This is a genomic window from Biformimicrobium ophioploci (assembly GCF_030270605.1).
Classification (GTDB): Bacteria; Pseudomonadota; Gammaproteobacteria; order Pseudomonadales; family Cellvibrionaceae; genus Biformimicrobium; species Biformimicrobium ophioploci.
This window is the reverse complement of the sequence record NZ_BSYJ01000004.1, coordinates 453,011-466,633: the sequence shown is the minus strand read 5'-3', so window position 1 is coordinate 466,633 and position 13,623 is coordinate 453,011. Positions and strand designations below refer to the sequence as shown.

Genomic DNA, 13,623 nt, shown 5'->3' with positions numbered 1-13,623 from the left:
ACTACCCCCTCTGAAACTAAATGCCTCCCCCCCGCCAGGGTGGGATGCCCCTCTGGTGCACCCGAGATTTTAATCAAACACAGGGAAAAGCGTTCATTTCCTAAAAAACCCAATAAAAACAGAACGATATCAGCCTTGGGGGCCAACCGTGGAAAACCTTCCATCTCGCGCGCGACCGCAATCCGCGCTCTCAATCCTTACACTCACCCTCGTTTGCGGCGGCGCAATCACCGCAAACGCGTCAGACACACCCGCACCCGCCAGCGTAAACATACCGGGCACAATCCAGAGCCAGCTCGGCTGCAGCGGCGACTGGCAGCCCGATTGTGCGGAGTCGATGCTTACCCACGATGCCGACAGCGACAAGTGGATCAGGGCATTCAGCCTGGTTGCGGGAGATTATGAATACAAGGCCGCCCTCAATGGCGACTGGGGCGAGAACTACGGCCTTAATGCCGTACGCGACGGCAACAATATCCCGTTGCAGCTGGGTGCCGATGCGGAAGTGGTCTTCATCTACGACCACGAGACGCACTGGATCACAGACAGCCGCAACAGCACCATCGCCACCGTTGCCGGCAACTTCCAGGCGTTTCTGGGCTGCCCCGGTGACTGGCAGCCGCAGTGCCTGCGCAGCTGGATGCAGGACCCGGACGGCGATGGCATCTATACCTTCACTACGTCCGCGTTGCCAGCCGGCAATTACGAATTCAAGGTCGCCCTGAATCGCGGCTGGGACGAAAGCTACGGCGACAATGGCAATAACATTACCTTTTCGATCCTGAGCGACAATGACGAGGTCTACTTTTCCTTCGACCCCGCCAGCAAGGCGATCGAAGTCAGCGGTGATGGCGTGCCCAAGGGCGACCTGAGCAAGGACCGCGCCCACTGGGTTGACGCTCACACCCTGCTCTGGGATATCGATACCAGTGCCGGCGACCAGATCCACCTGCATTACAGTGCAGACGCCAGCCTCGCTCTTGGCGTCGGAGGCCTCAGCAGCGATGGCAGCATCGCGCTCACCCCGACCGATATTCCGCAAGCGGTTGCCGACAAGTTCCCGCACCTGGCTGGCTACTCGGCCTTTGCCCTGCCCGCGGACTTTGACGCGAACAGCGTCGCCAGCCATCAGCTGGCGCTCAGTCACGCAGACGGCAGCGGCAAGCAGCTGGACGCTACCGGATTACAGCTAGCCGGCATGCTGGACAGCCGCTTCTATGACGACGGCCCACTGGGCGCACTGGTCAGCGACAGCAATGTCGAATTCCGCCTGTGGGCACCCACCGCGCGTCGCGTGCAGGTGCGCCTGTTCACCGACCCGCAACAGGAAATACCAGACGCAGTACTCGAAGCCACACGTGACGGCGCCACCGGTACCTGGTCGGCAGTGACCGACAGTAGCTGGGACCGCGCTTACTACGAATATGAAGTAGAGGTGTATTCCTACTTCAGCCGCCAGGTGGAAACCAACCGCGTCACCGACCCCTACTCCCTCAGCCTGTCGGAGAACAGCCGCCTGAGCCAGGTGATCAACCTGAACGATGCTGACCTCAAACCAGAGGGCTGGGACGCGGTAGAGAAGCCCGCACTGGGACAGGCCGAAGATATCTCCGTCTACGAACTGCACGTACGCGATTTCAGCGTTGCCGACAATGCCGTGCCAGAAGTGGAGAGGGGCACCTTCGCAGCCTTTGCGAACCCGGAAAGTACCGGGCGACAGCACCTGCGCCAGCTCGCCGGCGCCGGCCTCACCCATATCCACCTGCTGCCGGCATTTGACTTCGCCACGGTGAATGAAAACCGCAGCGCCCAACTCCAGACCGAGGATCTCTCTGTGTATGCGCCGGACAGCGAAATACAGCAGGAGAAGGTCAACGCGATCCGCGACGCCGATGGCTTCAACTGGGGCTATGACCCGCTGCACTTCACCGTGCCGGAGGGCAGCTACTCTACCCAGCCGAACGGGCCAACGCGTATTCGCGAGTTCCGCGGCATGGTGCAGGCACTGGCAGAGGACAACCTGCGCGTGGTCATGGATGTGGTGTACAACCACACCAGTTCCTTCGGGCAGTGGAACAACTCCATCCTCGATAAAATCGTCCCCGGCTACTACCACCGCCGTAATGCAGACGGCGGCGTCGAGATGAGCAGCTGCTGTGCGAACACCGCCAGCGAACACGCCATGATGGAAAAGCTGATGCTGGACAGCCTGCATACCTGGGCTACCGCCTACCGTGTGGATGGCTTCCGCTTCGACCTGATGGGCCACCACACCAAGGCCAACATCCTGAACGCACAGACCATGCTGCAGTCCCTGACGGCTGCCACAGACGGTATCGACGGCAGCAGCATCTACCTGTATGGCGAGGGCTGGAACTTCGGCGAAGTGGTCGATGACGCGCGCTTTGTACAGGCGCGGCAGTCCAATATGGCTGGTACCGGCGTAGGTACCTTCAACGACCGCATCCGCGACTCGGTGCGTGGCGGTAACCCGTTTGGCGGCTACCTGGAACAGGGTTTCGGGAACGGCCTGTTTACGGACTCGAACGGCAAGTTCAACGGTGACGAAAAAGCCACCCTGCTGACACTGGCAGACAAGGTGCGTATTTCCCTCGCCGGCAACCTGAAGGACTTTGAACTCGAGGACGCGAGCGGCAATCTGGTGCTCGGCAAGGATTTCATCTACAACGGCCAGCCCACCGGCTATGTCGATGACCCGCAGGAGTCCATCAACTACATCGCCGCGCACGACAACGAGACACTGTTCGATGGTATCCAGATAAAAGCCGCCGCTGAAACCTCGATGGAGGAACGCGTGCGCATGCAGGCGTTCAGCAATTCGCTGGTACTGTTCGCACAGGGTGTGCCGTTTATCCATGCAGGACAGGAGTTCCTGCGCTCCAAATCCATGGACCGCGACAGCTACAACTCCGGCGACTGGTTCAATATTCTCGACTTCAGCTTTGAGCAAACAGGCTGGGGCCGCGGACTGCCCATCGCTGACAAGAACCGTGACAACTGGACAATGATGCAGCCGCTGCTAGCAGATCCCGACCTGGTACCCGGCAAGGAGGCCATGCAGCTTACGTCTGACATGTTCCGCGAACACCTGGCAATCCGCAGCAGCTCTGCACTTTTCCGCCTGCCTACCGGCACAGCGATCAAGGACGCGGTATCATTCCTCAATACCGGACCGGACCAGGTTCCCGGTGTGATTGTGATGCAGATCGATGATGCTGACGGCACCTACGACGCCGAACGACAGCGAATGGTCGTCATATTCAATGGCGACACGCAGGATCACAGCATCGCAATCAGTGACTACGCTAATGGCGACTATGCGTTGCATCCGCTGCAGCAGGACTCTGTTGACGCCCGCCTCGTAAATGCAGCCTACGCCGTGGATACGGGGACCTTCACCGTACCGGCCCGCACCACGGCGATATTTGAAGTCGTTCGGGGTGGCAGCAACGGTGGCAGTAATAGCGGCGGCAGCAATTCAGGTGGCGACAACTCCGGCAACGAAACGGAAGAGCCCCCGCGGGAATCCTCCGGCGGCGGTGCACTGTATCACCTGCTGCTGTTGCTGGCGGGGCTTGGCGGCATTCGCCGCCTGAGCGCCGGTCGCCGTGGAAACACTTGAATCAGGAAGTATCAATGGAAAAAATTAGCCTGCCTGGCAGCCATACGGACCTCAGCCGCTTGGTCATGGGGTTGTGGCGCCTGACAGACTGGAACATGGAGCCGCACGCGCGGCTCCGTTTCACAGAAGAAGTACTGGAGCTGGGCATCACCAGCTTCGATCTCGCCGACATCTACGGCGACTATCAATGCGAGGCCACTTTCGGCCATGTCCTGAAGCAGGCACCGGCACTCAGGGAAAAGATCCAGCTGGTGAGTAAATGCGATATCAAGCTGGTCGGTAGCGGCCGCCCGCACAGACTCAACCACTATGACACCAGTGCCGCGCACATCGAGTACAGCGTTGAGAACAGCCTGCGCGCACTCAATACTGACTACCTCGACCTGCTTCTGTTGCACCGCCCCGACCCGCTGATGAACGCGGATGAAACGGCAGAGATCCTCGACCGACTCGTGGCAAGCGGCAAGGTGCGCGCCATCGGAGTGTCCAATTTCCTGCCGCACCAGGCCGACCTGCTTGCCTCGCGACTGGAAAGTCCGCTGGCGGCCAACCAGATTGAAGCCTCCGTGCTGCACACGCAGCCACTGTTCGACGGCCAGCTGGACCACTGCCAGCAGCACCAGATTGTGCCCATGGGCTGGTCACCATTCGGTGGTGGGCGACTATTCACCGGCGTGGGGGAGCAGGAGCAACGCGTGCGCGACTGCCTCGATAGTATTGCGCGGGAGTACGACGCGTCCCCGTCCCAGATTGCGCTGGCATGGCTCTTGCGCCACCCGGCGAAAATTCTGCCAATCGTCGGCAGCGGCCAGATCAGTCGGGTGCGGGAAGCGGTGGGCGCGCTCAACTTTGAACTCGAGCGCGAGCACTGGTTCGAGATCCTCAAAGCCAGCCGCGGCCGCGATGTGGATTAGTACTTCTTTTCCCTACTGACCTTGCGATCTTTAGTTACAAGTCATGCAGGCATAAAAAAGCCGGCCCAGTGGGCCGGCAAAGAAATCGCCAGGGAGAGATCGCGAGGCGACCTATTCCAAACGAGAACGAAAGGAACTGTTACGCGAGCTTCAGCACGCGTGCACCCGCAGGCGGCAGCTGTACATTGCTACCGTCTACGACACCGGCAAAGCCGGCCGGGGTAATATCTTCTGCCACAACCTGCCCTTCCGGCAGGGTCCAGCTGCAGTTGTCCGCGCCAAGGTTCAGTACCACGAGCACATTCTCGCGGTAGAACACCAGCAGGTCGCCGGTCTCTTCAACCACTTCCATTTCAGCGGCGTCCAGCTGGGGGTATTGCTTGTACCACGTGAGCAACGCGCGGAACTGGTTGAGCATGGAACTGGCGTCATCCTGCTGCAGGCTCGCCGCTTTCTCGGCGTGTTCCTGCGGCACCGGCAGCCACGGCTTGACCGGGGAAAAGCCGGCGTTGGCTGCACCGCCATTGCTCCACGGCATGGGTGTGCGGCAACCGTCGCGGCCCTTGAATTCCGGCCACAGGTTGATGCCGTACGGGTCCTGCAGGTCTTCAAAGGCAATTTCTGCTTCGGTCAGGCCCAGCTCATCGCCCTGGTACAGGCACACGCTGCCGCGCAGGGCCAGCTGCATCAGCAGGAACAGGCGCGCGCGCTGCTCCGCCATTTCACCTTCGAAGCCCTTGTTCCAGCGCGACATCACGCGCGGCACATCGTGGTTGCCCACGGACCAACAGGGCCAGCCCTTGTTGATCACGTCTGCGTTCTTGGCCAGCGTCTCACGCAGGAACTCCGCGCTGCATTCCTCGGACAACAGGTCGAAGGAGTAAGCCATGTGCAGGCGGTTATCCGTGGTGTACTCGGCCATGATCTTGTGGGTGTTATCGTCACCCACCTCACCCACGGTCACGGTATCCGGGTACTGGTCCATCAGCTCGCGCACGCGCTGCAGGAATACCAGGTTTTCCGGCTGTGACTTATCGTGAATGTGCCACTGGTACTGGTAGGTATTCACCGGTACCTGGCCATTTTTGTCCAGCTCCAGGGGGCGTGCCGGATTGTCCTGCAGCGACTCGTTGTGGAACGCGTGGTTGATCGCATCCAGGCGGAAACCGTCGACACCGCGATCCAGCCAGAATTTCATGTCTGCCAGCAGCTGCTCCTGGACTTCCGGGTTGTGCAGGTTCAGGTCCGGCTGCTCTTTCAGGAAGTTGGTCAGGTAGTACTGGCGACGACGGGTGCACCAGCGCCAGGCGCTGCCGCCAAAGTTGGACATCCAATTGTTCGGTACACTGCCGTCCGGCTTGGGATCGGCCCACACGTACCAGTCGGCCTTGGCATTGTCGCGGCTGGAGCGGCTCTCTTCGAACCATGGATGCTGGTCAGAGGAATGACTCAGGATCTGGTCGATGATGATCTTGATACCGCGCTCGTGGGCGGCCTCGATCAGGCGATCGAAGTCCTCGAGCTTGCCGAACAGCGGGTCAACATCGCGGTAATCGGATACGTCGTAGCCAAAATCGGCCATCGGCGACTTGAAAAACGGCGAAATCCACACCGCATCCACGCCCAGGGAACGGATATAGTCCAGTTTGCTGGTGATGCCCGGCAGGTCACCGACGCCGTCACCGTTCGCATCACAAAAACTGCGTGGATAGACTTGATAGATAACGCTGGCGCGCCACCATTCTGGATTGATTCCGCTCATGTTCGACTCTGAATTCGGGTCTTGCCGATCTTGTACAAATGTAGTTGTACACATTATGGGCACCACTGGCGGGTCGTGCCTCCCCCACCCGGGGGGAGGAGCATTGGGGGAAGAGCAAGGTAGCTTCTCTAGCGGTCCTGCACGGAACGCAGCATGCGCTCTGCCAGCGCAATCGCCTCCTGCCGGTCACGCACGTCCAGCTTCTGGTAGAGGCTGCGGATATGGGTCTTGATGGTGCTGGGCGCGACCTTGAAATGCCGTGCGATGCGCTCGTTCGACAGGCCGGAGTGGATGGCATTGAGAACCTGCCATTCACGTGGAGTCAGCGGCGAGTGGCGCAACACATCGGGGACTGCGTCGCTGGACAGGATCTCCTCGATAATCGCCGCGTCCAGCTCAATACTGATCCCACCATCCAGCTCGGGAATCTGCTGGGCAACCTTCACCAGCTGCTCGGCGCGGGCGCGCAGCGCCTCGTCCAGCGGTACGTCGCCACCTTCCGCCTGCAACAGGGCCTTCAGCATGACGATCAACAGCTTGCCAAGCTGCAGGAAACTGGCCACGTAATTGCTTTCCAGCGATACCTGTAGCGCTCCGCGCAGGGTTTGCAACGCCTCGTCACGCTGCTCCTGCAGCCACTGGAGCTGCGCCCTAAGGATGCTGTTGCGCAGGCTGTCTGTCACCAGCCCACACTGGGTGCCGGCGCGCTCCAGCCTGGTCAGCACGCGGCCGGCATCGGACCAGCGCCCCAGCTCCACCAGCGCACGTACATGGTTGCGGCCGTGGCACTGCTCAAAGTGGTTATTGGGACTGTCGGCAACCGGTTCAGCACTTTCCAGCCAGGCGGCGATGGGCTCATTGTCGCGCAGGGCACGCCATACCAGCATACGGGTGGAGTCGGCGTTCGCGACCCAGTCGCGGTGGTAACGTTCACTGCTGAGCAGCTGGTCTATGCGCGCCAGCCACTCCTCGCATTCTTCTTTCTCCCCGCGCGCCCAGGCGATCTTCAGCAACAGCGTGTATTCCGGCAACAGCCAGCGCTCGCCCACCTTACGATTGATCTGCATGCCGCGACGCGCAGAGTTGCCGGCTGCCTCCAGGTCAAAACTTTCCCACTGCAATTGTGCGGCCAGACGGGAAATAAACTCGGCAATCGGCAGGCCGCCCAGATGGTGTTCTTCCACCAGCTTGTGGGCTTTTTTCTGCAGCAGCGTGGCTTTTTTCAGCTTGCCGCTCGCGATGGCGATTTCGGTCTGCTGGCACAGCGCCCAGGCCTCGCTGGGATAATCCGCCTCGGAATGGGCGAGGCCTTCTACCTCTTCCATGTGCGCCTGTGCCTGGGCCAGTTCACCGAGGCAGAAACTCGCCTCGCCTGTGACCAGCAGTGCACTGATACGCTCACCCGTCTGTTCTGGCTGCAACTGCTCCAGCGCCGCGCTGGCATATTCCACCGCCGCCAGGGTGTTGCCCCTGGCCACGGCGGCCTGGGCCCGCACCGTGGCGAACGCGCCATCGTGCCGGGCCCACTGTTCCCGGTCGTGCCGGGTCAGCCAGCTCTCGGCGCTGGCCAGCAGTTTTTCGGCCTTGTCATACTCGTACTGGTCGCGCGCCAGCTTGGCCGCCAGCAGGGTGAAATGGGCACTGCGCTTGAGCGCATCCTCCCCCAGCCACTCGAAACACTCACCCAGCATCCGGTGCTGGCCTTCACGTAACAACAATTCACCGCTGGCCTGAAGCAACTCCTGCACGCGCTCGGGGTCACCGGCCCGCAGCGCATGACGCAGGGCTTCCATGTGCTGCCCGGCCGCCTGCCAGCTGTCACTGGCCTTCAGGTGCAGCGCACGGGATTTATCCTGGTCCAGCAACTGGCGCTGCAGGAAGCGTGCAAAAACCGGGTGGTATCGAAACCACTCGCGACTGGAATCCAGCGCCTGCAGGAACAGGCCGCGGCTGGCTACCTGCTCCAGCAATTGCTGGCCATTGGGCAGGCCGCTCAGGGATTCGGCAAGGTCGGCATTGATTCGGGAAAGGATGCAGGTACTGGCGAGAAAATTGCGCAGGTCTTCGGGCAGGCGCTCGAGCACCTCTTCCGCCAGGTAGTCGAGGATATGACTGTGACCGCGCTCGAGGTCCTTGACGGTCTTGTCCAGCTCCTGCTCATCGCGCACGGTGAGACCCAGCAACTGTACCGCCGGCGGCCAGCCCTCGGTAATCTGCAACACCTGTTCGACCCGGTCGCTGCGGAGGCTGAACGGCAGGCGCTGCGACAGCATCTCCCCGATTTCCGCTGCGGTCAATGCCAGCTCGCGATTGTCGAGCTCCGCCAGTCGCCCCTGCAGCCGCAGCGATGCGAGCCCGAGCGGCGGCTGGCTGCGGCTGGTGATGACGATGCCAATGCCCGCCGGCGCATGGCGCAGCAGGAAGCGGGTGATTTCATGGACATCGGGGTTATCGATCTGGTGGTAGTCGTCCAGCACGATACGCAACTCGCTACTCAGGTAGCGCAGCTCCGCGAACAACTGGCTCATCAGCAGGGTCGGGTCTTCCTTGGGGTTCGCCGCCACCATCTTGCGGCACTCAGGCACGCCGTTGCCGGTGGCCAGGTGAATACTTTCAATCAGGTAACGGCAAAACTGGCTCGGCTCGTTGTCCGCCTTGTCCAGTGACAGCCAGGCCACCGGGTGCTCGAGCGTGGCAACCCAGTCTGCCACAAGGCTGGTCTTGCCATACCCTGCTGGCGCCGTGATAAGCACCAGCTGGTCGCAACTGCAACTGGATAACTGCTCACGCAGGCGTTGCCTCTCCAGGAAGGTTTCCGGGATGTCGGGCAGGCTGAGTTTGGAAGTGAGCAGCATTGCGATCCTGTATCAATCTGGGGCCGGCAATGCGCCCCCCTGAATTGTGCAGCCGCACAACACAAGACTGCAAAGTTGCTCAATTTTGCCACGGATCACTGCGGCTGACGAGGCATCCCCTGCCAGCTCTGGACTGGACTGGACCGGGTCAGTCTTCGCCGCCGTCGTCCTGAAGCAGGTGACCCAGCTTGCCTTTCTTGGTTTCCAGGTACTTGACGTTGTGGGGGTTGCGCCCGGTCTGGTGAGCGAGGCGCTCGGTAACAGAGATGCCCATGGCTTCCAGGGCTTTTACCTTGCGCGGGTTGTTGGTCATCAACTTGAGGGACTGGATGCCGAGATGCTCCAGCATCGGCTTGAGAATGGTGTAATCGCGCATGTCGGCCCCGAAACCGAGGGCCTCATTGGCCTCGACAGTATCGGCACCGCAATCCTGCAGGTGGTAGGCCTTGATCTTGTTCAGCAGGCCTATACCACGGCCTTCCTGACGCAGGTAGAACACTGCACCGCGACCCTCCAGGGCAATACGGTGCAGCGCGTGTTGCAGCTGTGCACCGCAGTCACAGCGCAGCGAGAACAGCGCATCGCCGGTCAGGCATTCAGAGTGAATGCGCGCCAGGACCGGTTCGTCGGTGCCCACATCACCCATGGTCAGTACAACATGCTCCTTGCCAGATTCGGTATCCTCGAATCCGTGCATCTCGAACATGCCCCAGGGGGTGGGCAACTTGGAAGACTCTACGTAACGAACGGTCAAAATAAAACCTCAGTCAAATCCGGCGGCGCGTATTCTAAGGCCAGACCCGGAAGTTTTCACCCGCACCTGAGCGCGGGCCAGCTTAAAGCATAAATGCAGCGGTCAGCTGCAGTATGCCAGCGGCAAACAACGCCGCCACAATATCGTCCAGCATGATACCAGCACCGCCATGTACCCGGCGATCGAGCCAGCCGATTGGCCAGGGCTTGGCGATATCGAATATCCGGAACAGCACAAAACCGTACAGCGCCCAGCCCCAGCCGGCAGGCGCCATAAACATGGTGATCCAGTAGCCCACCATCTCGTCCCAGACGATGCCGCCGTGGTCGTGCACACCGAGCTTGCGCGAAGCGGCGCCACACAGATAGATGCCCAGCAGCGCAGTCGCCACCAGCACCAGCAGGTACCAGGCGGGATTCAGCCCGGCAATCAGCAGCCACAGCGGGATGGCCGCCAGGGTACCGGCAGTGCCGGGCCCCTTGGGCACCAGCCCCGAGCCAAACCCGAACGCCAGTAGCATGACGGGGTCCCGAAGTAACTGGCCGAACGTAGGGGTATTCTGCTTGGTCATTGTTGTTGTTTTGTCATTGTTGTTACGTCCTGTATCGGGCTCTTTATAGGCAAGCTGTCTCAGAAATGCGTGTAGCCGGTCGCCGGTGGCTGCCACTCGGCACCGCTTTTCAGCATGCGCACTGCATTACCTTCAATCACCCGGCCAATTTCCGTTGCCTCGAGCACACCCGCGCTTACCAGTCGCTCCAGCTCAGAGCGGGATTGAGCCGGCACTGTAAAACATAACTGATAATCGTCTCCGCCGGACACTGCCATTGCCAGTGCCGCATCGTGATCCAGGGTCTGCGCGGCCAGCTCTGCTACCGGGACTTTTTCCGCATGCACCTCGGCGCCGACGCCGCTCTGCTCACAGATATGGCCCAGATCCGCCAGCAGGCCATCGGAAACATCCAGAGCCGCGCTGGCAAACGGGGCGATCAAAGCCGCCGCTTCGAGTTGCGGCTGCGGGTAATAAAAGGCGTTGCGCGCTTGCACCCAGTGCGATGCACCCGCATCCCCGGACAACACCAGTGGAAGAGCCGCGGCACCCGCACCCAGTTCTCCCGTCACGTAAACCAGGTCGCCCGGCTGGGCACCTGCTCGGGTCAGGGGACGCTCCGCAGCACCGGTGACCTGGATGGTGATGCACAGGGGGCCGCGCGTGGTGTCTCCACCGACCAGGGCAATACCGAATTTCTGCGCGGCTTCCCGCAGGCCCCTGGAGAAACCTTCCAGCCACACGGTATCAGGCTCCGGCAGTGTCAACGCCAGGGTGAACCAGAGCGGCTGTGCCGCACAGGCCGCAAGGTCGCTCAGGTTCACGCGCAGGGCGCGGTTTGCCAGGTCCGCCGGGTCCGCATTTGCCGGGAAATGCACCTCACTCACCAGGGTATCCACCGAGGTTGCCAGCAACTGTCCCGGTGGCGGCAACAGGATGGCGCAGTCATCGCCGATGCCCTGCACCACACCGTCTGCATCTGTTTCGGAGGCAAAAAAACGGCGAATCAGGTCAAATTCGCCGAGGGTATGTTCTTTGCTGGCAGGCACGATGCGTTATTTGCGGTCAGCCGCAACTTCAATCGCGCGCAGGTCTGCCGCAGTCTTGTCGAGGATACCGTTTACAAACTTGTGCGCGTCAGCCGGACCAAATTTTTTGGCCAGCGCAACCGCCTCATTGATCACGACCTTGTACGGCACATCCATGCGGCTCTTGAGCTCGTAGGTCGCCATGCGTAAAAGTGCACGCGATACCGGGTCCAGATCGTCCACAGGGCGGTCCAGGTGCGGCTCGAACGCCGACTCGACCTCGCCAAGGTTACGCGCAACACCGTAAAAGAGATCGCGGAAGTATTCGATATCCGCCTTGCCCATGTCGTTGTCGGCATGGAACTCGGCCTCGATGGCATTGAGGTTCGCGCCCGCCATGTGCCACTGGTACAGGGCCTGCATGGCGTAGTGACGCGCCTTACGGCGCGCAGATGCTGTGACTGTCATAAATCGCTCGTCAAATATTGGAAATCAGGGAAACCATTTCCAGTGCGGTTTCCGCCGCTTCACAACCCTTGTTACCCGCCTTGGTTCCGGAGCGCTCGATGGCCTGCTCAATGGAGTCCACGGTCAGCACACCGAAGGTAACCGGGATACCCGCATCGAGGGACACCTGGGCCAGGCCCTTGGTGCACTCGCCCGCAACGTATTCGAAGTGCGGAGTACCGCCGCGGATCACTGCACCGAGTGCGATGATTGCATCGAACTTGCCGGTAGCGGCCAGCTTCTGGGCCGCCAGCGGGAACTCGAAAGCGCCCGGTGCGTAGTAGATGGTAATGTCATCTTCCTTGATACCGTGGCGACGCAGGGTATCGAGGGCGCCGTCTTTCAGGCTCTCTACCACAAAGCTGTTCCAACGGCTCACCAGCAGTGCGTACTTGCCCTTGCAGCTGCTGAAATCCCCTTCAATGGTCTTGATGCTCATAGTCAGTCCGTTTCGTTTTTTCTCGGCATCGATGGCCGCGTAGTAAAAAATCAGTCTTCCGGGTTCAGGTACTCTTCCACTTCCAGGTCGAAGCCGGAAATGGCGCTGAACTTGAACGGCGCGCTCATCAGGCGCATCTTGCGCACATTCAGATCCTTGAGGATCTGTGAGCCGGTGCCCACCTGCTTGTAAACGAGGTCCTGGCTCGGACGCGCCTGCTTGCCGGCGATCATCCAGTCGATGCTTTCCTCGATTTCCTCTGTCGTCTCGTTATGACAGATCAGGATCACCGCACCCTTGCCTTCCTTCTCAACGCGCTGCATTGCGCGGCGGAAAGTCCACGGGGTGTACTGTCGATCTTCGGCGCGCTGGATGGTCAGCACATCACGCGCAGTGTTGCCAACATGTACACGAATCAGCGTGGGGTCTTCCGGGTTCAGGTCGCCCTTGTAAAACGCGAAGTGACGCTCCTGACGCGCCTTGTCCAGGTAGGTACGCAGGGTGAACTCACCATACTCTGTGCGTACCATGCGCTCGTTCACGCATTCAACAGTCTTCTCGTTAAGCGCGCGGTAGTTGATCAGGTCCGCAATGGTGCCGATCTTCAGGTTATGCTCGCGCGCAAACTCTTCCAGGTCCGGGCGACGCGCCATGGTGCCGTCCTGGTTCATGATTTCAACGATCACCGCGGCCGGCTCAAAGCCCGCCAGGCGTGCCAGATCACAACCCGCTTCCGTGTGGCCAGCGCGGCTCATCACGCCACCAGGCTGCGCCATGATCGGGAAGATATGCCCCGGCTGCACGATATCCTTCGGCTTGGCATTGCGGGCCACGGCAGCACGCACGGTGCGCGCGCGGTCGGCAGCGGAGATACCGGTGGTAACGCCTTCGGCAGCCTCGATGGAAACAGTAAAGTTGGTGCTGAACTGGGCACCGTTATCGCGCGACATCAGCGGCAGGTCCAGCTGTTCGCAACGCTCGCGCGTCATCGGCAGGCAGATGAGACCACGCGCATGGGTCGCCATAAAGTTGATGTCCTCGGCGCGCACCTGCTCGGCTGCCATCACCAGGTCGCCCTCGTTCTCGCGATCCTCGTCATCCATCAGGATGACCATCTTGCCGTGGCGAATATCGTCGATCAGTTCTTCAATGCTGTTAAGTTGCATGTTGT

At 60.7% G+C, this 13,623-nt stretch carries 10 protein-coding genes; 2 read left to right on the top strand and 8 right to left on the bottom strand.

What is annotated here, in order from left to right; translation table 11 throughout:
- The first annotated feature begins 148 nt into the window (after positions 1-148).
- Both pulA and QSJ80_RS11785 read left to right on the top strand, forming a co-directional pair.
- Entirely contained in the window at positions 149-3,643 is a 3,495-nt protein-coding gene (gene pulA / locus QSJ80_RS11790) for a pullulanase-type alpha-1,6-glucosidase (protein ID WP_285764653.1), read from the top strand.
- A gap of 14 nt (positions 3,644-3,657) precedes the next feature.
- Complete coding sequence (locus QSJ80_RS11785; RefSeq protein ID WP_285764652.1) at positions 3,658-4,557, top strand: aldo/keto reductase; 900 nt, start codon at positions 3,658-3,660, stop codon at positions 4,555-4,557.
- A gap of 139 nt (positions 4,558-4,696) precedes the next feature.
- Here the strand turns inward: QSJ80_RS11785 and QSJ80_RS11780 are convergent, their stop codons facing one another.
- The 8 genes from QSJ80_RS11780 to ribBA form a co-directional block, all read right to left on the bottom strand.
- Entirely contained in the window at positions 4,697-6,319 is a 1,623-nt protein-coding gene (locus QSJ80_RS11780; RefSeq protein ID WP_285764651.1) for an alpha-amylase family glycosyl hydrolase, read from the bottom strand.
- 128 nt (positions 6,320-6,447) lie between these two features.
- Positions 6,448-9,174 (bottom strand): HTH-type transcriptional regulator MalT, encoded by a 2,727-nt coding sequence (malT, locus tag QSJ80_RS11775; RefSeq protein ID WP_285764650.1) that lies wholly within the window; start codon positions 9,172-9,174, stop codon positions 6,448-6,450.
- Positions 9,175-9,322: 148 nt separating this feature from the next.
- A complete protein-coding gene (gene ribA, locus QSJ80_RS11770; RefSeq protein ID WP_285764649.1) occupies positions 9,323-9,928 on the bottom strand; it encodes a GTP cyclohydrolase II in 606 nt (201 codons plus the stop codon).
- 82 nt (positions 9,929-10,010) lie between these two features.
- The gene (locus QSJ80_RS11765; RefSeq protein WP_285764648.1) at positions 10,011-10,499 is read right to left on the bottom strand and encodes a phosphatidylglycerophosphatase A family protein; all 489 of its coding nucleotides are present in this window, start codon (positions 10,497-10,499) and stop codon (positions 10,011-10,013) included.
- Between the two features lie 59 nt (positions 10,500-10,558).
- Positions 10,559-11,527, bottom strand: coding sequence for a thiamine-phosphate kinase (gene thiL / locus QSJ80_RS11760; RefSeq protein ID WP_285764647.1), 969 nt, complete (start codon positions 11,525-11,527; stop codon positions 10,559-10,561).
- A 6-nt stretch (positions 11,528-11,533) separates the two neighbouring features.
- Positions 11,534-11,974, bottom strand: coding sequence for a transcription antitermination factor NusB (gene nusB / locus QSJ80_RS11755; RefSeq protein WP_285764646.1), 441 nt, complete (start codon positions 11,972-11,974; stop codon positions 11,534-11,536).
- A gap of 10 nt (positions 11,975-11,984) precedes the next feature.
- Positions 11,985-12,452: a 6,7-dimethyl-8-ribityllumazine synthase gene (gene ribH, locus QSJ80_RS11750; RefSeq protein ID WP_285764645.1), complete on the bottom strand. Its 468-nt coding sequence runs from the start codon at positions 12,450-12,452 to the stop codon at positions 11,985-11,987.
- A 50-nt stretch (positions 12,453-12,502) separates the two neighbouring features.
- Positions 12,503-13,618 (bottom strand): bifunctional 3,4-dihydroxy-2-butanone-4-phosphate synthase/GTP cyclohydrolase II, encoded by a 1,116-nt coding sequence (gene ribBA, locus QSJ80_RS11745; protein WP_285764644.1) that lies wholly within the window; start codon positions 13,616-13,618, stop codon positions 12,503-12,505.
- Positions 13,619-13,623 lie beyond the last annotated feature (5 nt).